Source organism: Comamonas sp. E6 (assembly GCF_001010305.1).
Taxonomy (GTDB): Bacteria; Pseudomonadota; Gammaproteobacteria; order Burkholderiales; family Burkholderiaceae_C; genus Comamonas; species Comamonas thiooxydans.
In genome coordinates this window covers 1-24,881 of the sequence record NZ_BBXH01000039.1, presented here as the reverse complement: position 1 = coordinate 24,881, position 24,881 = coordinate 1, and the positions used below count along the sequence as shown (strand labels likewise).

The following is a 24,881-nucleotide window of genomic DNA, read 5'->3' as shown; positions in this document are numbered from 1 at the left end:
CGGGCCATGCTCACAGCCAGCAAAGTTGGCTTGTGACCATGGCCTTTTTGCTGAGTCACGCATTTTGCTAAACTGTATATATATACAGTACACCGCAAAGCCGACATGCAGCCCCACCCTCTTCCCCTACAGCCACTGCCAATCGACGCCAGACCATGCTGGTTGATCGGCGTCTCAGGCGCTGTCAGAGCTGGATTTCCTAGCCCTGCCGAGGACTTTTCCCAGTCTCCAATTGATATCAGCAAGCTACTGATTCCTCATCCCCAGGCGACGTTTTACTTCCGAGTCTCCGGTGACTCGATGGTGCTGGCCGGATTGCATGATCAGGACTACGTACTTGTAGACCGCGCTGTACGCCCGGAACCGGGTCATATCGTTGTCGCAGTCTGGGACCAGGATTTCACCATCAAGTACCTCCGAAAGCGCGGCTGCTTCTACCTCGAAGCCGCGAACCCCACCTACCCAAAGATGGTTCCCCGCGAAGGGCAGACGCTGGAGATCTTCGGCGTTGCACGCACTGGCTTGCACGCGCTTCCCGGCTTCAATATCCGGCCCTCATAGGTGCCCTATGTTTGCCCTTTTAGACGCTCACAACTTTTACGCATCCGTAGAGGGGGACATGCGGCCTGCGCTGCGCTCACACCCCTATGTGATCCTTTCAGCAAACGATGGCGCTGTTGTGGCCCGATCCGAGCTGGCGCGTGCCCTGGGGGTCAAGATGGGAGAGCCGTGGTTCAAGCTCAAGGATCTGCGCGAGCTGAAAGGATTAATGGGGCTGTCTGCGAACTTCACGCTGTATTCCGACTATTCAACACGCATGCACAGCCTGCTTGCAGGCCTTGCTGAGCACACTAAGCCGTACTCTGTCGATGAGTCCTTCAGCTACCTGGGTGACATGCGCGGCGACCATACAGAGCGGGTCTGGCGCATGCGAGAGCGTGTTGGCCAATGGCTAGGCTTGCCTATGGGCGGGGGCATTGGAAAAACGCTCACTCTTGCGAAGCTGGCCAGCCATATTTCCAAGCAAGCTTTTCGCAGACCAGGCATCTACCCCGCAGAACTGGCCCATGTATGCAACCTTGGCCAGTGTGCGCCCTCCCTACTGCAGGACTGTATGGCGAATACGCCCGTCAACGAGGTGTGGGGTATAGGCCGACGCTACTCCGCGCAGCTGATCGACGGCGGCATTCTCACGGCATTGGATCTGGCCAACATGGATGCAGGCACTGTACGTGCAAGGTGGGGGGTCAATATGGAGCGCACCGTGCGCGAGCTGAATGGCATTGCTTGCATCGATGTCGAAGGCTCTAGCACGCGCCAACAAATCATGTGCTCCCGCTCCCTTGCCAAGCCGGTGGAGTCCTGCCACGAGTTGCAGCAGCTGGCCAGTCTGTTCGCAACCAATGCTGCGCGCAAGCTGCGCCAGCAAGGCTCCGTGAGCAAGGCAGTTTCCGTTTTTGCGATGAGTAGCCCCTTCCGTGATGGTCCGAGATTCGCACGCTCTCGTGTAGTACCCCTAGCCAGAGCGACAGACGACTCCCGCAAGCTTTGTACTGCCGCAGCAGCTGGAATGCGGAGCATCTTTGAAACTGGCTATGACATCGTGAAGGCAGGCGTCATGCTGATGGACATCAGCTCGCGCGAAGAGGCCATGGCCCAAGGCCAATTGCTGTTTGATGATTGTGCGGACGTAACAAACGAGGGGCCGCTGTCGTCTAAAGAACATGCCCTGATGCTGGCCGTCGATGCCGTCAATGAGCGCTATGGCCGAAATTGCTTACGCACAGCCAGCACCACAGTAAAGAGCTACAGCAGGCAAGAGCTTAGAACCCCGCACTACACGACGAATCTCCAGGATGCGCCAATTGCCAGGGCGTGACAGCGTAAAGAGCTAGAGAGTCCTTTTGAGGTGTGAGTTCTCGGCGGTAGAGCCAGGACCACACACCTGACCGGCTACTCCCAACGAATTTATGGCGCTGGGTAGATTTCTTTCGGCGCATCCGGCCACTCTTTGCGAATAACGTCGAACGAACCTTCACGCCACAAACGAAGCAGCGCCATGGGATCTTCGCTCTGATTCTCCAGAACATAGTTAAGCAACGCATTCCACATTGGCCCCACCGGCTGCTCAGCAGCTTCCACCAGCTTCACCTCGACATCCGACGCATTCAATCCCCCGCCAAGGTTCCACCATGGAGTCCAAGAACCATCAGCATTTTTGAAGCGTGCCTGGTACTTGCCGCCGTTCGCACCAATCCTCTTTTCAGTGATGTGCGAGTTTCGATTTGGAATACAGCTCATGATTTCCTGTGAAAGTCTGTGAAGGAATCCGAACCTTAGAAGCGTCGAGGCTGTACTCTTCAATGCTGCGCGACCCGTTTTGGGCAAGTCCACGCTCCAAATACGAACCACGCAAAAGGAAGGCCAAAAAATGAGCAACCTAGTCTGTGATTTCTACGATGACGATGGCGCACTGGATGGCCCATGGCACTGGTCTGCAGTCCTCTGCCGTGTGTGCTTTGAAAATCATATGGACTGGCGGATTCGCGTCAGTCCGACGAGCGAATCCTGGGAAAAGTGTGAGCGCTGTGGGAAGCCGCCATGCGAGAGCCATGATAGTTCCCTGGATGCAGATGACGATGAGCCGCCCTCTCCAGCAAAACCCAAAGAACCAGAAAAACTGCTTTCACCGTCCCAATCCATCGCTCTCATAATTGGTCACGAGCGAATCAGTCATGCTGAGGCGGTGCGCAGGGTCTACGCCTACATCGAGGCGAATGCGCTTCATGATCCTGAAGCTCAGCGCATCATCCTGTGCGATAGCACCCTGGCAGCAGCTCTTGGCGTACCCAAAGTGAGTCTATTCGCCTTATCAAAACTGGTCCTAAGCAAGCTCCAGTAAGGCAATGACCGAAAAAAGGTGACAACCAGAGAATCCCAGAGCCGTCCTAGATAGATACCCGCTTCGGGGCGATTGTTGCCGGTGGTGCAGAACAAACGGGCCGGTCATTGCGTATCTGCATGATGGTCAATTAAGGCCAGTGCCCATACTCAACGCGGTTGCCCCCAGGTCACATCCAGAATCTCTTCAATCTCGGACACATCGTCTTCGTTCACATAGAACGGAATGACGGCTAAGCCCACGGCCTTTGCTGCGGCGTAGCGATGATTGCCACCGCTGAAAAAAGCTTCATCCTTAACTCGAATCACAAGCGGCGGGGTCATCGGCATCCCACGGCGCAGATGAGCTATCACCTGGGCCAGTCGCCAATCAGAGCCGTGTGACCACAGCTCTTTTTCCGTGTTGCGGCGGCAGTAGCGGGCCAGATTTTGATCGAACTCGCACAGCGGCATATGACCCAAGCGCAGGCCATTTGGGTACATCTCAAGCATCGCATGCTCAGGCACTCCATCCATTGCGAAGTGCTGGCCTGCTTGCGAATAGTCCCAGTTGAAAACAAGCGAGGGCCAATCGCTTACCGGCTTCCCGAGGTACGACGCACCCTCTTCCTGCAGCGATTTGTTGTAAGCCATCAAAGCTTCGTACTCTTCCAAAGCCAGGCCACAACTTTGAGCATTCTGTCGGTCGATGATCTTGGCCAATTGGTCTTTGTCTATGCTGGCCAGCAGCTGCTTGAAATCTGAACCCATCCCCACGTCCCTCACCATACGAAGTCCCTGATGCCCATAGCCCTTGCATAGAGCCTGCAGGCTATGTGTACATCACTCCAGTCGAACACCCCATTCCTCTGGGTGATTCGCACTTGCCCTGAGTGCAAGAAGCGCTGGTAAGAAATGACCAACTTCTTCTGACGGTAGATCAGATGCTCAAAGAGGCTTTTTGCGAACTGCAACTGCTCGACATTCGGCTTCACTTTTCCAATTCGAGCAACCGTCTCCCTGGCATGAATACTGAACAACTCCCAATCCTTACCGTCATTCGGGAGCGCTTGCATCACTGCGTGGAGGTGGGCCAAGAACTCCACAATCGTCACGGCAGGAGCCTGGGCCTGGGCCGGTGTATGAGCCTTAGGTTTGTGGTCGATGAACGCATTGAACGTGGACACCAGCTTATCAAGCACAACCTGCGAAATGCCGAAACTCTGTGCTTCTGCAGGCAAGAGAACTTGTAAATGCACTACTACCTGCGGAACCAAGTTCGCGGTCTTTGTTGCCAGTGGAACGATGTTGTCGGCCCGCTCCAGTACGAGGGAGCCGTCCTGCCGAATCCACTCCTGCAGCGTCCGTTTGTCACCGTAGCGAATAGTCGCGCCGGGAAGGCCCAACTGTTCAAGCGCCGCGCGAAAGGCACGCAGCCAAGCAGTGACGCGACCGATTTCGTCCTCCCGAACCCAACGGCTCAATTTGTGCTTTTCGTACTGCTTGGACATGCTCAGCTGCTCACTGCTCCTAACAGGTCAATCTCATGAAACTTCAGCGCAACCAGATCACGCAACGTTGGAAGTTCGTTGGCTTGGTTGAGCCTTTCAGCGAAAGCCTTGAGCTGGGGATTTTCATGCAAGAACGCCGAATATCTTTCACGATTCAAACTTGCGGGTGTGGAGTCTAAGGCTGCACTGATCGAATCAATCATCTTGGCCATGACAGCCCTCTTCATCCTCTCATGCAGAGCTGCAAGCACCCCAAATACAGCAATCGCAGCCTTGAAAACGGTCAGAAAGATATCTTCGCTCCCATTGATCAGATCAATAGCAGCTAACGCTCCGAAAAGCAGGCCGCCGCCACCAAAGATGGCAGTGTGCATTTGAACCTTTCGATTGGGCTGTCTCAGGTACTTTGCGACCGCCGCATCAAATTCCTTGGGCTTGTGAACCAGGGCATCGATACCAGCGCGCACACCGCCTCCGTATGCGCGCTCTGCAAGTTGCAGGCCGTAATAAACACCCTGCACATCGTTTTCCTCCATGAAGCCAACCATCGTCTCTTGCTCGGGTAGCTTGTCCCGTTCGATCATTTCATTCCTCTCCGTTTCTTTGTGACAATCCCAGCAGCCAGCGCCTGATGATTGGGCACCAGCAGTGTATGGGGGGAACCATGAATCAACGCCGACTTTTAGCCATCGTCTCTGTCAATCAAGAGAACCGGGTTCGCTGCATGTTCCCCAACTGCAATCACCCGATCCACAAGCGCATCTACGTGGTGGACGATGCTGGTGACATCAAGCTCATTGGGTCTACATGCATTACCAAGGATGGCTATGCTGCAGGTATCGACTTGAGCCAGCCTGCCTATTCCGTATCGTCTGGCAATGGCCGAGAGCTGACTGAGGAAGAGCGCCAGATCCTGATCAGCAATACCCACGAGCTTCTTGCACGCTTGAAAAATGAATACGAAGCCCAGCTGGCCAGTGAGGCTCTGCAGGCCCTGGCCATGTCCCAAGCACTTGCTGCAAAAGCTCGCCCTACCAACTCTCCACCGTCCAGGCCTACCCCAGCTCCCATGCCACCAAAGCTGGTCGTTGGGGAGGCTCTGCGCAATGCACTGCCGCCCTGGCCATGGGTTGATCCACTTCGCTCTGTCCTGTTCATACAAATGGCGGACGGGAGCAGCTGGCTGCGCGTGCAATCGAGAGACAGCGGAAGCCATCACCTGATCCCGTATCCAGAATTTGTGGGATGGCAAGACTACCTGCCCAGCCATCTCGGCCATCTCAATTCCACCCGCGACGGAATTGAAGTTCCCAGCATTGGCCCTGCCCTCATGTTTCTTCGCGCTCAGAAACCAGTTTGTGAATCTGTGTGTCGAGGCTTCGCACAGGCACGCCAGATGGCCAGACAGTACCACCCGCATCTTTGATGGATGCAACGCACTCACGCTGCAGCGCTGAACAATTCACTTTGCCCCACGGGCACAGTCTTGCGCAGCTGCTGCAGTGCGGTCTTGACGCAGTGACCAAACGAATTAGCCCAACGCAAGATCTCAAGCCCAGCATGCTCACCGAGCGATGAAGCCGCACCGTAAGTGACGCTTTGTCCCAGCAACTCATTGGCCTTGGTCTGGGGCAGGCCTTCAATCAAATGCTTAGGAATTCCTTTGCACGCTGCATGCTCTATGGCTGTAGGCACGCGCAGCAACTCAGGGTTCGTAGGGTGCTGAATTTTCGGGTCGGTGCTGCGGTTTTTTGTGATGCCCTTAGTCAACCCACCAATGAACGTATCTTCGGCCTTGAAGACGCGCATCATGAAATTCTTCCCCGCCTCTTTGTCGCGCTCTTGCTTGGCTTTGAGTCCGTCCATCGTTGACCAACGGTCCTTCACGACTTCTTCTGGCTCCAATACATCTGCCAGGGTGCGCGACGAGCACGCGGGCTTGCTGGCCATGGCATCAAAATCAAAGTCCATCCCGCGTGATACAGCCACCATGTAAAAACGCTCACGGGCCTCCAAATCACCGAATTCCGGGCCACTCAGAACGCGCTCATGCGTCTCATAGGCCATATCGCGCAGTTGTTGACGAAGAATGCACGCGCTGGCCGAATTGCCCCAGGGGATCACATTCTCAAAGATACAGACAGATGCGTTTAGCTTGGCCAGCAGCGCAACTGCGCCTGCGACCAGATGCCCGACCTCCGGGTGCGCTTCAGGCATATCTGTACGTCGCTTTGCTCGGCCCGCTTTGGAGGCCCCAGAACACGGAAGGCCCATGCAAACAACGTCAACCTCACCTATGCGGTCCATCACCATTTCATCGAAAGCCAGCTCCTGCAAAGGAAGGTTCAATACGATGGTGGAGTCATTGAGTAATTCGTTGTGTTCCAACGCTTGTTCTGTGAGGTCTTCGCGGATCTCATTGAAGGCGTGCAGATGCGCCTTGATACCGGCCTTGCGCAGGCCCGCATGTAACGCGTGGTCCAGAACCCCACCGCCGCTGGCTACCCCCGCAGTGGCGAGACTCTTGCCCGCCTTCAAGCGCTCCATCAAACGCTTGACGCGGCGAATCAAACGCAGCTCCGAGGCCATAGGAGAGACAAAGACTTGGCGTTCACCGAAGACCACGCGGATGGCCTTGCACCCCATCAGCGGAGCCAGGGCGGTGGAGTCTCGGACATCGATGATGGAATCAATACGACCGTCTTTTTTACGCTCACGGCGAGCGACTTTGTTCGTGCCCTGCACTTGAAGTTTAAGCACGACACCGAGGCCATAGGGTTCAACAACAAACTGATGTCCAGGCTCAAAGCCCGAGTTGAGAAGTCGCTTGCCCTCAAGCCAAAGACGAGGCGATCCATCGCGCTCACTGAGTTTGCGAGTTGTGACTGTGTGCATGCTCATGGGGAAGTCCTTGAAACGATGCAATCAGTCTTTCATAGCCCTGAAAAATGCAAGTGCTACCCATTCGCCAATACAGAAGCGGGTAACACTCAGCTATCGCTGGATGTTCTCTGGGATCACTCCATGAACAGAGCTGTTTACCCCTGCTCTAGTTCATCCAGATAAGCATAGACATCGAGCAGACCGGGTTGACCGTCTTCAGGTGATAGATCACGCCCTTCCTCGACTCCTGCGAAGAAGGCATCTGACTCAGCAGTGCTGTCCACATATGGGCATGGCACCATCGGCAATCTGTCAATGCGAACACGAAGAGATGCCAGTACACCTTGCTTGTATGCCTCGCTGCGTGGGGCGCGCCCAGGCTTGAAAGCCTCATCGAACACAGCTTGGGCTGTCAGTTCCTTCATGACGTTCTTCCTAGCTTATTGCATGCTTTGCATGGGATGCCGCGTTTTGCCGCTGTGATGGTCCCGAAGATCATGTAATCGCTCTCAGCACCGCAGCGTCTGCAGACCATCTTGCACAGCGGCTTGCCTATGTCCTCCGGCTTGCCGGAATCCACTTGGCCAGCATCGCTGACATGCATCAACACGCGAGGCTTCGTGCGCTTAGGTAAGGTTTCTGGGAATAAGTCGTCGATCAACCGACGCGAAACATTCTCCACTGTCGAAGTTTTTCGCATGCGAAAAAGTCGCCTTACTTTCCTCGTGCAAACGGAGCAATTTTCGTAGAAGCTGCTGGCCAGTAGACCATGGGCTTGATGCCCTGTGCAGCGGCTTCTTTCTTGATTGTTGTGGTTGAACCAAACCCGTGCAGATGAAGCTCAGTTGCACCAACTTCCTTGGCCAAAGCAAGAGTAGCGCGGCAGGCTGCGATCTTGGTTTGGTAGACATCCTGGCGAAACTTTTCTGGGTTTGCCTTCGCTGCAGCTTCTTGTTCGTATGGCACGAACCAGTAGCCCGGAGCATCTTCAAAAATGGTGAAAATCGCCTGCTTCATCCCCTCACCTTTTTCAATTTGTGGACCAGCCATGGTAGCTGAACGCAGCTGCAATTTTGCCTGTCTTGTCCAGGGGCAAAGCCTTTTGCATCTCTGCCTTCACACGCTCGCTGTCTCCCATCTCCATGATCGAATCGAATTGGCGCTCACCGAAATCGAAGACCGTGTAGAAGCTATAGCCGGGGTTAGTGAATCCATTCAAGAACAGGCGCAGCATGCACTGCACGCGCTCATTGATATTGTCTTTGCTCAGGTCATAGAAAGACCGTTGATAGAAGTACAGCCAGCATCCCAGCTCAAAGTGATTTTTCGCATGGTCCGCCTCATCCATTTCTTCCCAGTGGTCCATGCACAGGCCTTTGCGCTCAGCGCAGGCGCGCACGTTTTGTGCATCCTTTTTCAGCTGTGCACGGACAGCCACAGGAATCGGTGCTTTGGCGTTGATGTCGATGATGAACGGCTTGGCCTTGGCCTTGGCGTTTGCCTGCGCCTTCGCACCTGGCTGAATTGCCGGCGCGACAAACCCAAATAGATCTGCTGTCTGATACATGCTGGACTCCTGTTGTGGCTGACAACCAGAGTACCGGCATCGCTAAAAATGCAAGGCCAAACTCAGTAGGTAGTCGCCACGGCCTCAGCTAGGATCGCTTGCTTTGCCAGCTCACGCTCTTCGGCAGAAATGGCACCGTAGACCGTATCGCCGTACCAGTGCCTGAACATCGACATACTACCGGCACGGTTGCGCCGTCCGATGTTGAGCTTGAATCGATCATCCTTCAGCGTGTCGTTGTACTTGGAGAACAGTGCATGGCGCTGCTCTGCTGGCATGCCATCAACCATCGCTTGTAGCTCGGTTTGCCGACGCAGCATGACTCGCCTATCGATATCTTCAATCGTCACTGTGTCTTCGACATTGGACCTGCGGGCATCAGGCACTACGTCATCAACTTCGTTGCGAACAGCCGAGACGAAGATAAGCCCCATCACCTTCGCGCAGTCAGGATAGTCCTTGAAGTACTTATGCTCCAAGCTGCGCAAAAAATACTTGTGTGGGTGCTTGAGCTGGTACTTTTCAAACTTTGAGCGGTACAGCGTGTGGGCGTATGCGTTTTGTATGTCCTCGATGGAGTACTTACCGAAAAGGCTGAGGATGTCGCCGTTAGGGAGAGGCCAACCTTCAAGGAAGCCACGCATTTGAGCATGCGCAGGTGTTTCGCTGATGCCAGAGAGAACTTCTTGCCGGTTGTTTTTCAGCTTGATCAGCAGACGGACCTGATGAACGAATTTGCCCCGCTTGATGACATCCAGCTCAACGTTGAACCGGGTCTGCATCGAAACCTCATGTATCGATGGAATCAAATATCGCTCGCTGAAGCCGCTCCATGTCTCGGCCTTCTTCGGAATGTCCTTGGCCATGATCAGGCCACGCAGCATTTCCCATGGCATCAGTGCGGAGTGCTGGATACCAGCATCCTGGCAGACGAGTTCGTACAGCCGTACCGAACACTGAAGCTTGAGAGCGGCCATCTCGCGCTCTTCGAGCAACGCGTATCGATGGTCTTTAGAAAAAAGATGCTCAACATCGCTGTTGATCTTGAAGCGCACTTCGCCTGACTCGTACAGGATGGTCGGCACGAACACAATCCACACCAGCTTGGGATTCTTCAGATCCTTCGACGCCATGTCGAAGTGCATCTTGATCTCCTGCATCGAATTTGCGACTGCAGAGATGTGGGTGCGATTGTTGGTGTTGAGGTTGAGTGCAACCTTCAAATCCGAAAATGGCATCGACCAAAAACCATCAGCATCGCGCTCTTGCGTCTGGACGCACTTGATGATCATGTTCATCAGCTTCTGCTGATGATTTGTCTGCAATGTTGCAGTCAACGAATGGATGAGCGGATAGTTCTTCCTGATGGACTCAGGCCGAGCTTTTGCTGCTCTGACGTTGACGCGGCGAAATCGCTTTTTCGAATCAGGTTCGGGGTCAGGGAAGCCAGACAGGCCAATTTGCCGGTCAGCATCGGTCATCGGCAGATTGAATTCTTCTGCTTCAACGTCTTTGGCCATGGCTTCGCCCTTTTTGTTGCCCTAACCAAGACAAGGAATTTTCCTGATCCTGGAGCCGATTTGAGAAAAATTTATTGATTGCCAACGGATTATCACCCCGGAATTTATTCATTTTTTTGCAGGATTGCAATAGGTGTGCACTTGCTCATCGCGCGCACCGTAAAAACATAGATACCTAGAGGCATAGATACCATAAGGACTTAATTAAGTTGTTTGTTATCAACAACTTATAGAGCAATGACACCCTTTGATTGGTACGAAGAATGCCGTGTATTGGTACTTCAGCACCCCTCAGTTGGTACGTTGCAAGCCTTAATTTGTGCTGATAGCTCCCTTGTATTGGGAAATTTTTAGCGTAAAGAGCAAAAAACCGCACCCAGTACGAATTTTGTCTCGATAGCTTTTCAGCAGCGACTATTTCAGAGGTATGGCCCCCTCCGCCATACAGAAAAATTGCTCGTTAGCACCCCTCAATTGGTACGGTAGACCCCTTTTTTTGGTTCCTGATCTAGCCATGTGGTTTTGTGCGTGTGGAACGTCTTCTGTCTGACTCCGTGAATCGTCGCTGCATTGATTAGCTATCGGGAAAAATTTTCTTCTGTGCTCTACCGCTGCAACGTTTTAAGAACCCCAGGGAGTCCCGCATTTTTTTGCCTTTGTAAACCGCGAAAGCGCACCGTTAAAAACAATAAAAACTTTAATACGCTAACTACAATAAAGAGAGCGAAAAGCTGTTTGTTGACAATGGGTTGCAGAGGCATAACACCCCCGTATTGGTACGGTAGGCCCCGTCCATTGGTTCGATAACATCCGCTGGTTGGTAGGGTGTCACCCCCGATTTGGGCTCTTACACACCTTAATTTGGGATCATTGGTGTCACCCAAATTTGCTCGATAGCCCCTGTTATTCACAGTTTGGTGCTCCATTTTCTGGAGCACTATCAAGCAAATTTCAGTGTTCATCCCCCCTCATTTGGTACGTATCCCCCCTTCAGTTGGTACGTGTGCTTTTTCGCTATCGCGCCAAAAAATCTGTTTATCCCCCCTGGATTGGTACAACGCCTTCTGCTTTGAGGCGGCACGTTGAGGTGCTTAACTGTGGCCTGATGGCTATGCCCATCTGAGCTAGTGGTGAGCTATCGCATAGGCGTGCAGAGTGCTTTTAGGAAAAAAATTGGCCTCAACCCCCCTCAGTTGGTACGTTGAGCACTTCCACTGGGAAAAAATCGGCCTTAACACCCCTCAATTGGTATGTGCGGTTCTGAGCTGAACAGGTATGCCCTTCACCCCCCCTCAATTGGTACGTTTGGACAGTTTTTTTCCCTTTCCAACGGATTAGCTGAGATCTAGAACGGGGAAAAGCTACTCAAAATGAGCTTTTGATAAGGGTGAAACAGGCGCATTGCCTTAATTGGACAAAAATAGGGGGTGGAAAGCGGGTGCTGATCACTGCCTCTCCTCTGCTGGCTCCCGGCAAACCTATCGGTCAAAATTTCGGGGGGGTTTTTGGGGTTGAGAGTGTCACATGCCCGACATGGTTGCCCAAAATGGGCTATTCGGACAATTTTGGGGGGGGTTTTTGGGGTCAACCAGAGGTTGCCCCTCACCGGCTCCGTGAAGAGCGAAATCCATGGGGTATTTTTGGGGTGATGTGCTCGATGTCGATCCTCACAGCCTTTCACATGCTTCAGGCGAACTGGAGCTGCAGGGTCTGAGCTTGACGCTCCCTAGCTCTGATCTCCATGGACCTTGCCCGTTCTTTGTCTCGTGCGCGCTGGCAGCGTGCTTCATATTCGCCTGTGGCTACGTCCACCACATAGCCGAAGTAGAAAGCCGTCAGCGGGCCTCTCCAGCCCTTCCAGGTGCTACGAATGGCTTCCTGCTGATCAGGAGTAGCGCGGAAGAAATTTCCCCGAGCTTTGCGCCAGCAGCGAGCTTCATGCGCGCGCTGCCGCGCCTCTGTGCTGTCGAGCAGAGATTGACGGCGTGACAGCTCTGCATCAGCGTCAAATGGCTTCGGAGCTGGGAGTTGACCTGAAATAAGCGGATATTTCTCTTGGAGCTTCTTTGCCAAACGTGCTGGCTTTGAGGTGGCCATGGCGAGTCTGCGCTGTGTCCAGGCCGCGCGCTCAAAACGCTCCATTCGTTTGAATTTCATGGTGATGCTCTTCTTTGGGGTATTGCACTACCCTACCCTGCTTCCCAGAAATGCAACCTGGCATGCGCCAGCCCTCATTCAATGCCAGTTATGTCAAAAAAAAACCTGCGTGGAGATACGCAGGTTTGTAGGCAATCCTTGGCGGAAGAGTGTTCCGTCAGAACTTTCCATAGTGCTTCAGGAAGTTCTTCAGGTCGATGATGCCCCAGTCATCGATGGTGTAGTACCCGTTGGAGCCTCTATCGCCCCCAGAGACACGGACATACCGTACCTGCATGCCAAAGTCAGACCGTAGGAAGCCAATTTGGCGTTTGATTGTCTGCAAAGGGATGCTTGTCGTCTCTTGGAGAACATGCAAGGTAGGCTTCTCGTGCGAACACAGCGCATTGATGAGATCGAATTTACGCTTCGTGTCGCGCGAGATGGTCATGAGCCACAGTTAGTCGGTTGCTTGAACCCCCCGGAGTGTAATCTGTTCGGCCAGCACCTCAGTTACATTTCCAGCATCTGTTTTCACCCAAACGCTGCCATCTTTAAGAGAAATTCGGTCATTCATGACCACGGCATTTGTAACAACGCCGTCAATGGGGACTGAAACTGCCAGGATGATCTGTCCTGGTGTGACAGCTTTGAAGCTCACATTCTTCTGAACACTTGGTTGACTTGGCTTCTTGTGAGCATCGTTGGGCTTGCTGGCCACGGTAGTTTGCGTCTCAGCATCTTGCGCTGCTGGACTGTTCATCTTTGCAGACTTGTCCAGCTCTTTGGCAGTGCTCTCTTGAGAGCTGGCCGGTGAGCCTGACTCGCTGGCAGCACTTGATGCATCAGGCTTGCCCTGGCTGGCATTGAGAGCCTTATCCGCTGCGGACTTGCTGTCGTCGCTGCTGTTGGGCTTTATCTTGCTCTCCCTGGCTTGAGGTCCACGCTTGCCACGTTCCTTCCCATCATCAGAGGTCAACTCCTTCAAGATGGCGCGCGTGGCAGTGCGAGCAAGGCTCTTTTCTTCCTTGGCCAGGGCAACAATCTCGATGGCTCTTTGCGGTGCCAGATCATGAATGCGACTCAGGTTGTACAGCGTCTCGGCATCGTTTGTGATTTCCTCATCGTTCAGCGCGCGAATGAAGCTCGGGATGCTCAGCAGAGACAGGTACAAAGAAACAAACGCTGGAGTCTTTGAAACTCGCTTGGAGATCTGGCCATTTGTCCACCCTGCTTCCTTGAACTGGCTAAGTGCATCAGCGATTTCAAAAGGCGTGAGGTTTTCACGTTGGATGTTCTCTGCCAGCTCTTCCGCAGTGCGGTCCAGATCATCCTGCATCCGCGTATCGATGACGATCTTCATCTGTTTGAGCTTGGCAATTTTGCCTGCTCGCCAGCGACGCTCACCTTTGAGGATCACATACTTGCCATCCTTGTTCTTGGGAGCAACGTTGATGGCATTGATCTGGCCATCAAGTTTGAGACTTTCAGCAAGCTCTTCCAGGTTCTTGAAGCGCTTGCGCACCTGGGCCTTGGAGACGATATCGTCAATGTCCACGGACAGAGGTTTGCCGTCCTCTTGTTGAATGCCGCGCGTAGCAACAGCGGCCAGTTCGGTTAATGAGGTGATGTTCTTCATTTCTTGTTCACTTTCGACAGCAGCTCTTTAATCACGGCCAGCACTTCTTTGGCGGCAACGTGAGCGTAAGGGAGCGTCCAGATCGGGACCCCATCAGATGTTGCTGTATCCAGGGGGGGACGGTTTCTGATGGTATTTTTGAACACGAGATCCGGGATAGCCGCGCGTATCTTCTCTTCAGCACGCTCATGGCTGAGCGAAGACGTGCGGTCGTTGATGAAGACGCCCAAGATCTCAAGATCGGGATTCGTAGAGTGCTGAACACCGATCAACGTTCTCAGCAGGCCCTCTAGACCATCGTAAGCAAAACCAGACAGCTTGACGGGTGCTACGACATGGGTGCTCATGGCGAGGGCAGCATAAAGCTTGCGGCCGAGGCTAGGCGGGCAGTCGATCAAAACATAGTCGTACTGCTGTATGAGTTCACGCAAATTCTCGCGCGGGTTCAGTGCGTCTACAAGCGTGAGGCCGGTTTCGATCTCACTGAGATCGTGGTCGTTCTTTAGTGTGTGAATGAGGTCAACACCGCATGGGCAGTGAATGACTTCGATGGGGCCGATGTCCTTTTTAAACAAATCCACCACACGAGTACCGCTGTAAACGGGGACCAGCTCACCCTCAGAATTTGTTTCATGTGGAACAAGTCGGGAGGATGTGTTGCCCTGGGCATCGAAGTCCAGCACAAGAGTCTTTGCTTGTTCTTTGATAGCGAGATAGAAGGCAGTCTGGATGCACACCGTTGACTTCCCCACCCCACCCTTCTGGTTGGAGAAGCTGACGACCTTGGCTTTACCCTTGTGTTTGCGCTTGATGACTTTGTTCATTAGATCGCCCGGTGGCCTCTTGAGTGTTATGTCCAGTCTTTTTCGCATGCGAAAAAAGCGGGGGGAAGTCTGGGCCTACTGGCTCATTCCAGACTGAGTTCTTCCTGATTTTCATTCTTTTCTTCGCCTTTGGGCGTGAGCTGCGGCAGCTTTCCTGCCAGTTCGCGCAGCAAAGCAACATCTTCGCTTGTCAGCTTCATGAGGAACGCCTGTCCATCATCCGATGGTGTGATGCTATCCAGGCGGCTGGTGAGGCCCGAGAGGCTGGTGTGCATGGCCGTCACCATCTTTTTGTTCATCTTGGGGGCGGCAGTCGCTTTCAGGTGCTTCTTCGTCACAAGCGCGCGCTTTTTCTTCGCTGGGTTGGCACCCTCCCCCTCGCCACTTTTGGAATCGTCTGCAGCTTTCACAGGCAGCGCCGCCTTAGCCGTTTTGACTGCTTCGGCCAGGATCTCTACAACGTCATTTCCATGTTCGTTGATCTGCTCCAAAGCCGTTGTCGCAGAGACTTCATTTTTCTGGATCATCACTTTGACAGGCAAAGGCAGATCCAACAGCGAGAGTGCGAAACGAACAGCTTCTGGAGTCACGTTGGAGCGTCTGGCCATCTCTGCAATGCTCCAGCCCCAGCTTTCAAGAAGCTGATATTGAACCGCACAGGACAAAACAGATACAGGAGCGCCGTTGTTGCCGTTGATGACAACCAAAGCCTGCTCAGCATCGTCACCCTTCATCTCTGTGACGAAAATCTTCTGGATCAGCGCCCCTTCGGCAATGGCCAAATTCAAGCCGCGCTTGCGTGTGTAGCCATCACGGATATAGGCAACGCCGCCAATGACCTTCACCAGGATGTTCGGGACGTACTTGCCTTCCTTATAGGCATCCGCAAACATCCGAACGCGGGCAGCGTTCTCGGGCATTGCAAAGTACTCATCCTCGTCCATGAAGGCGGTGCGAGCATTGAACCCTGGTTGAGGGACCACCAAAGAGTGATGAAGCAGGAAGCCATCGGTGCGCGACATCTCTTCAAGAGGGAGGCTCTTTTCCAGTGCCTTGAGCGAATTGATGGTGTCGGGGTGAGGTTGTTTCTTGGGTGCTGCAGTAGACATGGTTGTATCCCTCCAATTGACAGACTTAATTTATGGTACTGCGATCAAGAAAAATGCAAGGAATTCAGCTACCGATTTTTTCGCATGCGAAAAGCCTTGCTATGCAGTCTATCCAGTCATTGAGTCTGTGTTGTGATCTTTGCGCTATTTGCGAAATTGTTGCGCCCAATCTTCATTGAGGAACCCGTGCTGTACCAACTTCGACGCGACAGAGTAGGGCGAACGTCCTAGTTGAATAGAGAGGTGATGCACATCGATCTCCACCGCCTTAGCCCTGGCCAGGGTGATAGCATTTTGGATGATGCCCACCTCATTGGGCAACCAGGGCTTGCCGTGGTTGGCGAATTGCTTCTGGTGATTGTGCTCAGCTGGCTTGCCTTTCTGAATCCGTGGCAACTGCTGGGGTGGCTTTGGCTTGTCAGAGTGATGTCGTTCGGCCTGGGACGGGGTAGGGGGGCTGGATACGCGGCTTCGTATCTGTTCCGTCATCAGGCGCTCACAAATCTCCCGAGCCGAATGCAAGACGAAACGCTCCTGCTTGGTTAGGCCGTCTATTTTGACGATTTCATCTAGATCACCAGCCGTAGCCTTCAGGGCGCGGACCAGAGCATTTTTGATACGTGACATGGTGACTCCTTGAGTGGGAGGCTCAGCCACTGCGATAGTGGCCGAGGTCTTCAGTCGGAAGAAGGAGCGCGCAGATAGCCCAATTCCAAGGCTTTGAGCGCGACAGAGTAAGGGGATCTATTCATGCGTTTTGAAAGCAAGGCGATGTCGAGTTCAGGTGCACAGATGGAACCCATCGCTGTCAGTAGAAGTGCTTCTTCTTCGAATGCCCAGGCGTCCTTTTTATAGTCGTCCTTCATTGCAGCCTGCAATTGCTCCCATACGAACGAGTCAACACCGTGCAGGCGCTTTTGCAATGTCAGCTTGAGACAAACTCGCTGTGCGTCCTGGAGAGCCTTACGGTCGGCTGGCTCCAGAACTTCAAGCATCAGCATTTCGCCAAGATCCAGGGCCATTCCTTCGACGTATTCCAAGACAGCCTTCTTGAGCTGAAGCTTGGGTTTCTTGGGTGCATTTGCAAAGGCGATTACGCCAGGGGCATTCATGTTCATGGCTCCTAGCGTTTAACTCTTGTCTTGCACAGTGCTTTGTTCACCAGGGCCGCTCTGGCTTTCTGCTTCTTCTTCAGCTTCTGCCTTGAGCTTGGAGACAGCAGCCATCAAAGCTTGCACGGGCTGAGCACCAGCCACGAGCTGCATCTTGCCGGTGTGGTTATCGACAACGAATGTTGCCGGTGTTGCCTTGATACCTTGCGCAGCGGCTTTCTGCATGTGCTCTTGGATTTTTTGCTGGTATTTGCCCGAACCGAGGCATTCGAGGAACTTGTTGCTGTCAGCACCTATTTCCGTGGCCAGCTCAGCCAGATTCGGCACGCCTTGACCATTGCCGCGCGACTGCACAAACACATCGTTCAAGAATGCCCAGAACGCGCGGTTGCCCAGTTGTTCAGAGATGCACTCCGATGCGATGGCCTGATCTGCAGCTGCAGGATTGTGAAAGTCCAGGGGGTAGTGCATCCATTGCCAGTTCACATTGCCTTTGCTGGCGTCCACGAGCTGCTTGGGCGTGTTGTGGAAGCGTTTGCAATATGGGCACTCCAGGTCGGAGAACTCCACCAGTGTGTAGCGCGCATCCATGGAGCCGTAGATGTGCTTGCCATCAGGCACAAATTCGGGAGCGGCAGTGAACTTCTGCAGCTTGGTTTGGGCCATGGCTTTCTGTTTGTCTTCAACGATCTTGTTGAAGGCTTTGGCCACTGCATTGTTGAATTCGTCTTCAGTCTTGAAGCTCACGGACGAGCCTTTGCCGAATGAGCTTGTGATGTCGTTGAGCTTGTAGAGCTGCCAGCCCAGGAAGCCAGCGATGATCAAACCGAAGATGGGTAGAAAGATGTTGATGAATGCATTTCGGAACTGAACCGCTTTAGGTTCAGAAGTTTGAGCGGAAGTAGGGGCGTTCATGTTCATTTGGAAGCGGCTGATTTAGATCTGAGCGGAGCTGAGCAAGCACAGGAAGAGAATGACAACGATCAGGGCTGCGATGACATTTTTTGGCAGGTGCTTCATTGCCAGCGACGGAGTTAGCGAAGGGAGGGGAGGGCGTTGCTGAGTAATGCGCGAGCTTCAACCTTTGCGCGCTGAGACATGCGCTTGAAGAAGTCTTCGCTTGGGGTGTAGTCAACGAGCTTGCTGACGCCAATAACGTCACTGGCGACCTGCTCCATGCTACCCAGGCCATCGATAAGGCCCAGGTTCTTGGCTTGCTCCCCGTTCCAGATCAGGCCCGAGAAGATCTTGGGGTCGTCTTGCAGGCGATCACCACGACCAGTTTTTACGCGCGAGACAAACTGCTCATTGGTCTGGGCCAACAAAGCCTCCCAGAATTTCTTGATCTCAGGCGAGAGGGGAGAGAAGGGGTCAAGCAGTGCCTTGTGCTCGCCAGCGGTTATCGCTCGGCGTTCAATGCCCAACTTGTCCATGAGGCCGGTGAACCCGAAGGTGGAGCTGATCACGCCGATGGAGCCAACCAAGCTTGCGCGATCAGCATAGATCTCATTGGCCGAAACAGCGATGTAGTAGCCGCCAGATGCGCCGATGTCGTCAATGACCGCATAAACCTTCTTCTCGGGGAACTTGGCGCGTTGGACCAGGATTTCATCGTGGATACGCCCGGAGGGAACAGGGCTACCACCTGGCGAGTTGATTTTGATGATGATTGCCTTGGAATGCTCATTCTTGAATGCTTTCTGAATGGCCGGGATCAGGCGGTCAGAATCAGCCAAAGAGCCTGCAGCGATTTCCCCTCGCACGTTGACGAAGGCAGTGTGCGCCTTTGACTCTTCCGATGAAGACCATGGCCAGTTGCCGCCATTCATCGAGAGAACGATGAAGGCCAACGGAAAGAGAAGAACACCAATGGCCCTCAGCATGTTGGCCAGAATGTTCCAGCGGTTGTGGCGGCGATATTGGCTGTGTATTTCCCAGATGGCTTGATCGACGGACAAAGGAGGTGTGGGAGCTGACCTTGAAAACAGCTTGAACTTCATGGATTTCTTTCTTAATTGGCGACGACGCGGACCACGCTTTCAGTCTCAGGTCTTCATGCCAGGGGGCCGCTAGCTCAGATCAGGCTGAGCTTGAGCAGGCGCATGAGTAAATCGATCACAAGGCCCAGCAAGGGGCTGAGTATCAAAGTGGCCACGAGGGTGGTGAATCCCTTGGCGTTTTCTTCAGCACAGAAGAATTTGTAGGCGAGAGGTGCGATGCCGATCACCCCAGCAAGCGCCGACCCTGCAATTCCCAGCTCAGGGATGAATACAGCTTGGGCACACACCAGCACACCTGTGACGGTGCTGTATCGGCGCAGAGTAGCTTCCTCCTGAGTAGACAGCTTGAAGCTCTCGGTTTGCAGCTCTTGGTATGACGGTGAGTTAGGCATACAGCCCCCTTGTGAGTGAATGTTTCGGTTTGTTTAAATCCTATGCGCCTTTAAAAAAATGCAAGTTTTCAGCAATGCCCCAAAAGGGCCGATGCACCTACGAAGGCCGGTTTAAGCGCTTAAATTGTTCTGAGAGGACAGAGTAGGACCGCTGGGACACCTTTTTCGCATGCGAAAAAGTAGCCACAACATGCCGCTTTTTCGCATGCGAAAAATCGAACAGGCCACAGCTCAGCCTATTGCGATCCGAACGACAGCACGGTCGCTGAGCAACCGAACCCGGTGATAGACCACAGATTTGTCATTGACGGAGCCAACAACTGTTCTGATATAGCCGTGGCTAACGTTCGCGGTAGGGTACATCTGACGCAGAGCTACAGCGTAGACAGACAACTGAACAACGTCCGATTCCATGACCCGGTGGGCCGAACGTGTCTTGGTATCAAGAGGAATGACTTCTCCACCTGGGGCGAGGAAAACTTGATCGACACGCCCTTGGATGGGGATGGGGTGAGTGCATGAGATTGCTTCCTCATTCATCAGCACAGTTGACCTGCGGAGTTCTCGCGGCATGTTCTCGCCTTGCTGCCAGAAATGCGCGCCACCTGCAATCCTGTGCATCAGTTGCTCGAATGCGGAGAGCGCGAGAGGAACGCCGAAGACGACGATCAGGAATTTAGTTGAGGTGTCCATGTATCCCTCTTGGTGCTGTTGACCTGTCCTTATTTACACAGGGGACGGTTTGGTTTGCTGGGCAGTTTGACGTTAGAGATCAATCCGTCTGTGAGGATGGAGGCGAGTGAAGCTGTGAGCTTGTATGGCACAACTTCCTTGCCGGAGTAGATGAACCTGGGGTGCATGCCTGGTTGGAAGATGCCATGTGGGATTGCTTCGTCATCCCCGAACCACATGCGAAGCCGGAGATCGACAACATATCCAGCAGGCAGTTGAATCCAGTAGTGCGGTGTGACGTACTTCTTTCGATTGCTCAGCATCAAATGCCCGGACATGCATTTATGAGGCAGCTTTATTCTGTTGAATAAGTACGAAATAACCCATGTCATGTTGTCGCACTCAATTCGGCAATCATCTAAGGCCAGAAGGCCAAGTTCCGCCTCTTCAAGCCATTCTTGATAGGGCGAGGGCATGATCGGCAAGGTTAGGCAGGCTAGAGAAGCCTCTTTCAAAGTCGCTTCCAGGTGATTTGTCATTTTTCAGATTGTTTTGATGTAACTTACAAGTAGTTTCTAGGTTGCAAGACGCTCTTATAGCGTGGCTAGATAGCGACTTACAGGCGACTTCTAGATAAGAAATCATGCGTTTCTGTTTTCCTTCCTTGCTGAATAGACTTCTAGATAGCTTTCAAGTCACTTCGACTCACTAAGCCGCCTACTAAAGGTGAGCAGCATGGAACAGAAGAACCTACAAGTCGCTTTTCCTTTGAAAAAGAATACTTGGCTGGAGAAAAATGCTAGCCCAAAGAAAAGGGCACTAATAAATAGTGCCCTTGGGTTATGGTTACGCTCTGGATCTAAGCGATTCTCAACCGACCTTCTTTACCTTGACCGCACCAGTGGTCTGGTCACGTTTGACATTGATGCGTATGGGCATGAGGTAGGTCTGTGTGCCAGTGGCTGTTCCCAGCGTCACAGACTCGGAGGCGATAACGCCTCCATCAGGAGTAGCTACTTGAATGTTGGCTCGACGCCCATCGGCTCTGCTGTAGTTGGCCACACCGATGTTGTAGTCTCCATCCATGATTCTGTTGGTGTCGCAGGAGGCATAGAAGTGTTCCGGGCCATAGCCAGAGATGTTGTCCACATCAAGGCGACCACTGGAGCCGATTTTGTTGCTGAAGTACACCTTGTTGCCGTTCGGCTCGTAGGTATGTAGATCGACATCACCAGGACCATCCCAGTCCAGAGTCACAGTAAACAGACCTGGTTGCGCAACTTTGGGAGGCGCTTGGATAGAGCTGAGTGCATTAATGATATGCCCATCAATCAGCGGCTTTGTGGGAATCAACCCATTCAAATAAATCATTTCGAATGAATGGCCTTTCCAGTCAGTTGGGCCTAAATTCCTACGCTCAAGTAACCCTGGGATAACCGTATAAACTGGAGGATTAGTAAAAAGCAGGTTCAGGCCCTTAATAACCAGATCCTTGTCGGCCACAACATGTGGGCCATGCGTGAAGGGCGATGCAGAGGCAATATGAACCACTTTGACGAAGTTAGAAGTGGTCAGCTTGAGCGCATTTTTATAGGCCTCGTGAACGAATAAGTTTCCCTGGGAATGGGCGACCATTACCAGTTTGCGACCTTCATTGATCGTGGTTTCGAGTCGTTGGCGGTGTTCGACCTCGGTTTGCCAGATCGCTTCAGTTTCATCACCAATAATTAACGACGCGAGGTTTGCGATGCCAAACCTCGCCGCAATAGCTGATGGGACTTGCGTAATCAAGTAATCCTGATAGGAATTAATCCAGCCGGTGAAGCCGTTGAAGACTGTTCCAAGCTTATCGAACCAGCCATCACCAGGCTTATCCAGATCGCCACTAATGGCTTGCTGAAATAACTCCCAGCGACCAGATAGGTTTTCGTCCTGCTGCAGAACGCGCTGTTCAAAGACTTCAATGAAGTCTCGCCAGCCCTTGGAGTCGTTGAAGTAGTTTTGCACGATCAACGTTTCGCCCGTAGGGACCGCAAAGCGTTTTTCATACTGTTCCTCGCGTAGCAAGGCCGCAGAGCGTTCGGCATCTTGGCGGGTGTTGAGAACACCGTTGAAGTAGCCAATGGTGTATCCATCAAGCGTCTGGCACTGGGCGGGTGCTGGAAGGCCAGTTGCGGCTAGGCCTGCTGTGGAAGAGAGCGCGATAGCGCTTGCCAAAACAACCGAAATTGATTTTCGGAAAATATTCTTATTCATCGCAGTTACCGTTAAGTTGGCCCGTAAACACCATCCCGTTTGAAGCATGGCTGAAATCCACCATCGCTAGGAGTCGCTTTTTGGTATTAGCAGTTATGGCCGATATCTGCTTGCTGACGATGTAAGGCTTTATTTCAAGGTCCTTATTTCTTGCTGTTTCGAAAATGCATCCATTGGCTCGGGTGTATGCGTTGTTGATATCGCGCACAGCATCTTTATCATTCACATCCACCGTGAGCATTGACTGCTCAACTTGAGCGGCTTTGGTGGCCGCTTGACGTATTTCTGCAGGGAATACTTGAGAAATATATGCGTCGATATCGTCGCGGACACCATTACTGTCAGCATCGATACCCGTCAATGTATCGTCTCGATTCAATTTTGGCAGTTGACCTGATTCTTCCAAGGCAGCAATCTTTTGGGCAACCGTCAACGGCTTTTCAGGTTCTTCCGGTTTCCCAGATGAAGCAGATGAATCTCCCCCTCCACATCCTTGCAGGAAAGCAATCACTGCAAGAGTGATAAGTTTATTTTTAAATTTCATGGATGCCTTAATTTGGTATCAGTTGAATATCGATTAAGAATTACTAATGGTGTTCAAAATCGATTGAAGATGATACCAAAAGTTACAGTTGCTCCGTCGCTGATTTGGCCCTTCTTGGGCACTTGCCCGTTCGAGGCTATGAGTGCTTCCCAATATGCTTTGCGCAGCAGCTTGCATTTTTTGAAGTGCTGGTAGTTTTAATCGGGCAACATTTGAAGTTGCCCTTCATTCTGTTTGAACAATACAAATTGAGAGGGCCGATTAATGATGGATTCCATCGAGGTCATCACTTCAGAGCAAATACCAGAGTTGTTCCGTAACCCACTGGGTATCGGTGACTTTGGCAAGCTCGTCCGAGATCCTGAGATCGATGTCAAGCTGGACAAGCTTCTGGGGAGCAATCCCTCTGCTGGACTTGCACGAAGCATTCGTGGAGTGGTGATGTGTTTAGAAGATGCAGACCCGAAAGCCATCTCGGGGAAGCAGTCTAAGTGGTCCAGATTCACTGGGCAGGCCCAGGCAAAGCGTGTGCGCTTTGAGGTGGCCAAGATCAACATGGATCAACTGCTCAATGCAGCGACCAAGGAAGCCGCGCTTGTGCGCGATGTCATCGATGTGATTGAGTCTCTGTGCTCTACCTATGGAGCTGAGGCCCAAATCATCAGCAACCACATTGAAGCGGGTCAGAAATATCTGGGTCAAACGCCAGATAGGCAGGGTAGTGCATTGGCTTTTGACCAGGAAACGAGCCGAGAACGGTTTTCTCGTCGGTTGATCAACCTTCAGGCCATGCAGGTTTCCCACGCACAAACAGGCCAGCAGCTGCAACTGCTCAAGTACCAGCTGATCGATGTGCTGGATCGGTTTGACGAAACCGCTCAGGTGTTGGTGCCACTGTGGCGTCAGAACATGCTGGGCCTGGGCGTGCAAAACCACGTTACGGGCGAGCAGCTGGCCATGGCTATCCAAGCCCATGAAAACCTGCGCAAGAGCTTCGCAGACAACCTCAAATCCATTTCGGTCACTCAGTAACAGGGAAAAGAATCATGAACACGATTGCGACAAAGACACCGACAGCTGCATATCCCGTTGAAGTCCATGAGCTGAGCGACAAGCAACTGAAGGTCATGGGTCTGGGTAATGGCGATCTGGAGCACATCGCGCAGCTGGTGCAAGACATCGATCCGATGAATCCGGGAACGGTCAACACCTTCGGACAGCGAGCGGGTGAACAGACTACGGCATATGCCGACGAACTGTTGAGCCAGGTTCGGAACGGTGAAGTGGGGCAAATGGGCGAGCAGCTGGTTGAAGTCGTCGGCATTGCCCAGAAAACCAACATGAACGTGCTGACAGGACGGCGCTCTAACCTCCCGGTGATCGGGCCATGGATCGACAAGCTGAAGATGCGCGGAATGCGCCTGCAAAACCAGTTCGAAACATCCAAGGAGCAGATCGACAAGGTGATCACCGAAGTTCAAACGACCGTGGCGGGGCTGAGCAAACGCAATGAAACGCTGGAAGTGATGTTCGACAACGTTCGCAAAGAATATTACGAGCTGAGCGTGCACATCGTAGCTGGCCGCGTTGCATTGGCGCGCGTGCATCAGCTGATCGAGCAGCGCCAGCAAATTGCGAGCAATCCTGCGGAGCTGCAGGAGTTGTCCGATATGCAGGCTTTTGCGAACAACCTGGGGCTGCGTATCGGCAACCTCGAAGCGCTTCAGCAATCGTCCCTGCAGATGCTCCCCCAGATCCGTGTGATCCAGTCCACGAATTTCGTCCTGGTGGACAAGTTCAACACCATCACTACGCTGACGATCCCAATCTGGAAGC

At 52.9% G+C, this 24,881-nt stretch carries 29 protein-coding genes; 6 read left to right on the top strand and 23 right to left on the bottom strand.

The window, feature by feature from the left end:
* Nucleotides 1-105 precede the first annotated feature (105 nt).
* Together CSE6_RS24790 and CSE6_RS24785 are read left to right on the top strand one after the other, a co-directional pair.
* A complete protein-coding gene (locus CSE6_RS24790) occupies nt 106-561 on the top strand; it encodes a LexA family transcriptional regulator (RefSeq protein WP_080944556.1) in 456 nt (151 codons plus the stop codon).
* 7 nt (nt 562-568) lie between these two features.
* Nucleotides 569-1,879 (top strand): Y-family DNA polymerase, encoded by a 1,311-nt coding sequence (locus tag CSE6_RS24785; RefSeq protein ID WP_059441757.1) that lies wholly within the window; start codon nt 569-571, stop codon nt 1,877-1,879.
* Nucleotides 1,880-1,968: 89 nt separating this feature from the next.
* Here the strand turns inward: CSE6_RS24785 and CSE6_RS24780 are convergent, their stop codons facing one another.
* Entirely contained in the window at nt 1,969-2,301 is a 333-nt protein-coding gene (locus tag CSE6_RS24780; protein ID WP_059441756.1) for a hypothetical protein, read from the bottom strand.
* Nucleotides 2,302-2,431: 130 nt separating this feature from the next.
* On the opposite strand from CSE6_RS24780, the gene CSE6_RS24775 reads away from it, so the two are divergent.
* Entirely contained in the window at nt 2,432-2,902 is a 471-nt protein-coding gene (locus CSE6_RS24775) for an SWIB/MDM2 domain-containing protein (RefSeq protein WP_152668653.1), read from the top strand.
* A gap of 149 nt (nt 2,903-3,051) precedes the next feature.
* Here CSE6_RS24775 and CSE6_RS24770 read toward each other — a convergent pair whose 3' ends face one another.
* The 3 genes from CSE6_RS24770 to CSE6_RS24760 are packed head-to-tail and all read right to left on the bottom strand — an operon-like array spanning nt 3,052 to nt 4,975.
* Nucleotides 3,052-3,651 (bottom strand): hypothetical protein, encoded by a 600-nt coding sequence (locus tag CSE6_RS24770; RefSeq protein ID WP_152668652.1) that lies wholly within the window; start codon nt 3,649-3,651, stop codon nt 3,052-3,054.
* Between the two features lie 11 nt (nt 3,652-3,662).
* Nucleotides 3,663-4,391, bottom strand: coding sequence for a hypothetical protein (locus tag CSE6_RS24765; RefSeq protein ID WP_059441754.1), 729 nt, complete (start codon nt 4,389-4,391; stop codon nt 3,663-3,665).
* Between the two features lie 2 nt (nt 4,392-4,393).
* Nucleotides 4,394-4,975 (bottom strand): hypothetical protein, encoded by a 582-nt coding sequence (locus tag CSE6_RS24760; RefSeq protein WP_059441753.1) that lies wholly within the window; start codon nt 4,973-4,975, stop codon nt 4,394-4,396.
* 80 nt (nt 4,976-5,055) lie between these two features.
* On the opposite strand from CSE6_RS24760, the gene CSE6_RS24755 reads away from it, so the two are divergent.
* The gene (locus CSE6_RS24755) at nt 5,056-5,817 is read left to right on the top strand and encodes a hypothetical protein (RefSeq protein WP_152668651.1); all 762 of its coding nucleotides are present in this window, start codon (nt 5,056-5,058) and stop codon (nt 5,815-5,817) included.
* Nucleotides 5,818-5,831: 14 nt separating this feature from the next.
* Here the strand turns inward: CSE6_RS24755 and CSE6_RS24750 are convergent, their stop codons facing one another.
* The 19 genes from CSE6_RS24750 to CSE6_RS24660 all read right to left on the bottom strand — a co-directional run bounded on the left by CSE6_RS24750 (nt 5,832) and on the right by CSE6_RS24660 (nt 23,045).
* Nucleotides 5,832-7,292 carry a DNA cytosine methyltransferase gene (locus tag CSE6_RS24750; RefSeq protein WP_059441751.1) on the bottom strand — a complete coding sequence of 487 codons (1,461 nt, stop codon included), beginning with the start codon at nt 7,290-7,292 and terminating at the stop codon, nt 5,832-5,834.
* Between the two features lie 137 nt (nt 7,293-7,429).
* Complete coding sequence (locus tag CSE6_RS24745) at nt 7,430-7,699, bottom strand: hypothetical protein (RefSeq protein ID WP_034396704.1); 270 nt, start codon at nt 7,697-7,699, stop codon at nt 7,430-7,432.
* A gap of 289 nt (nt 7,700-7,988) precedes the next feature.
* Nucleotides 7,989-8,324, bottom strand: coding sequence for a hypothetical protein (locus tag CSE6_RS24740; RefSeq protein WP_131367706.1), 336 nt, complete (start codon nt 8,322-8,324; stop codon nt 7,989-7,991).
* Nucleotides 8,305-8,841 carry a hypothetical protein gene (locus tag CSE6_RS24735; RefSeq protein ID WP_059441750.1) on the bottom strand — a complete coding sequence of 179 codons (537 nt, stop codon included), beginning with the start codon at nt 8,839-8,841 and terminating at the stop codon, nt 8,305-8,307. Before CSE6_RS24735 ends, CSE6_RS24740 begins: the two co-directional genes overlap by 20 nt.
* Nucleotides 8,842-8,903: 62 nt before the next feature.
* Nucleotides 8,904-10,361 (bottom strand): replication initiation protein, encoded by a 1,458-nt coding sequence (locus CSE6_RS24730; RefSeq protein WP_083994817.1) that lies wholly within the window; start codon nt 10,359-10,361, stop codon nt 8,904-8,906.
* A 1,686-nt stretch (nt 10,362-12,047) separates the two neighbouring features.
* Nucleotides 12,048-12,518, bottom strand: coding sequence for a hypothetical protein (locus tag CSE6_RS24725; protein ID WP_152668650.1), 471 nt, complete (start codon nt 12,516-12,518; stop codon nt 12,048-12,050).
* Nucleotides 12,519-12,675: 157 nt separating this feature from the next.
* The gene (locus CSE6_RS24720; RefSeq protein ID WP_059441747.1) at nt 12,676-12,948 is read right to left on the bottom strand and encodes a helix-turn-helix domain-containing protein; all 273 of its coding nucleotides are present in this window, start codon (nt 12,946-12,948) and stop codon (nt 12,676-12,678) included.
* 9 nt (nt 12,949-12,957) lie between these two features.
* Nucleotides 12,958-14,136 (bottom strand): ParB/RepB/Spo0J family partition protein, encoded by a 1,179-nt coding sequence (locus tag CSE6_RS24715; protein ID WP_059441746.1) that lies wholly within the window; start codon nt 14,134-14,136, stop codon nt 12,958-12,960.
* Entirely contained in the window at nt 14,133-14,960 is an 828-nt protein-coding gene (locus CSE6_RS24710; RefSeq protein WP_046462401.1) for a ParA family protein, read from the bottom strand. Before CSE6_RS24710 ends, CSE6_RS24715 begins: the two co-directional genes overlap by 4 nt.
* A gap of 83 nt (nt 14,961-15,043) precedes the next feature.
* Entirely contained in the window at nt 15,044-16,069 is a 1,026-nt protein-coding gene (locus CSE6_RS24705; RefSeq protein ID WP_059441745.1) for a hypothetical protein, read from the bottom strand.
* 144 nt (nt 16,070-16,213) lie between these two features.
* Entirely contained in the window at nt 16,214-16,696 is a 483-nt protein-coding gene (locus tag CSE6_RS24700) for a hypothetical protein (protein ID WP_059441744.1), read from the bottom strand.
* 50 nt (nt 16,697-16,746) lie between these two features.
* A complete protein-coding gene (locus CSE6_RS24695; RefSeq protein ID WP_059441743.1) occupies nt 16,747-17,187 on the bottom strand; it encodes a hypothetical protein in 441 nt (146 codons plus the stop codon).
* A gap of 12 nt (nt 17,188-17,199) precedes the next feature.
* Nucleotides 17,200-18,096 (bottom strand): DsbA family protein, encoded by an 897-nt coding sequence (locus CSE6_RS24690; RefSeq protein WP_083994819.1) that lies wholly within the window; start codon nt 18,094-18,096, stop codon nt 17,200-17,202.
* A 119-nt stretch (nt 18,097-18,215) separates the two neighbouring features.
* Complete coding sequence (gene sppA, locus CSE6_RS24685; protein ID WP_059441742.1) at nt 18,216-19,181, bottom strand: signal peptide peptidase SppA; 966 nt, start codon at nt 19,179-19,181, stop codon at nt 18,216-18,218.
* A 74-nt stretch (nt 19,182-19,255) separates the two neighbouring features.
* Nucleotides 19,256-19,573 carry a hypothetical protein gene (locus CSE6_RS24680; protein WP_059441741.1) on the bottom strand — a complete coding sequence of 106 codons (318 nt, stop codon included), beginning with the start codon at nt 19,571-19,573 and terminating at the stop codon, nt 19,256-19,258.
* Between the two features lie 231 nt (nt 19,574-19,804).
* Nucleotides 19,805-20,266: a PD-(D/E)XK nuclease family protein gene (locus CSE6_RS24675; RefSeq protein ID WP_059441740.1), complete on the bottom strand. Its 462-nt coding sequence runs from the start codon at nt 20,264-20,266 to the stop codon at nt 19,805-19,807.
* 29 nt (nt 20,267-20,295) lie between these two features.
* Complete coding sequence (locus tag CSE6_RS24670) at nt 20,296-20,784, bottom strand: hypothetical protein (protein ID WP_202967611.1); 489 nt, start codon at nt 20,782-20,784, stop codon at nt 20,296-20,298.
* Nucleotides 20,785-21,115: 331 nt separating this feature from the next.
* Nucleotides 21,116-22,501: a YfaP family protein gene (locus tag CSE6_RS24665; RefSeq protein ID WP_152668649.1), complete on the bottom strand. Its 1,386-nt coding sequence runs from the start codon at nt 22,499-22,501 to the stop codon at nt 21,116-21,118.
* Nucleotides 22,494-23,045 (bottom strand): hypothetical protein, encoded by a 552-nt coding sequence (locus tag CSE6_RS24660; protein ID WP_152668648.1) that lies wholly within the window; start codon nt 23,043-23,045, stop codon nt 22,494-22,496. Before CSE6_RS24660 ends, CSE6_RS24665 begins: the two co-directional genes overlap by 8 nt.
* Before the next feature lie 264 nt (nt 23,046-23,309).
* Here CSE6_RS24660 and CSE6_RS24655 point away from each other — a divergent pair, with 264 nt between their 5' ends.
* Together CSE6_RS24655 and CSE6_RS24650 are read left to right on the top strand one after the other, a co-directional pair.
* A complete protein-coding gene (locus CSE6_RS24655; RefSeq protein ID WP_059441738.1) occupies nt 23,310-24,077 on the top strand; it encodes a hypothetical protein in 768 nt (255 codons plus the stop codon).
* Nucleotides 24,078-24,091: 14 nt separating this feature from the next.
* The coding region (locus tag CSE6_RS24650; protein WP_059441737.1) for a toxic anion resistance protein at nt 24,092-24,881 on the top strand (790 nt) is incomplete at its 3' end.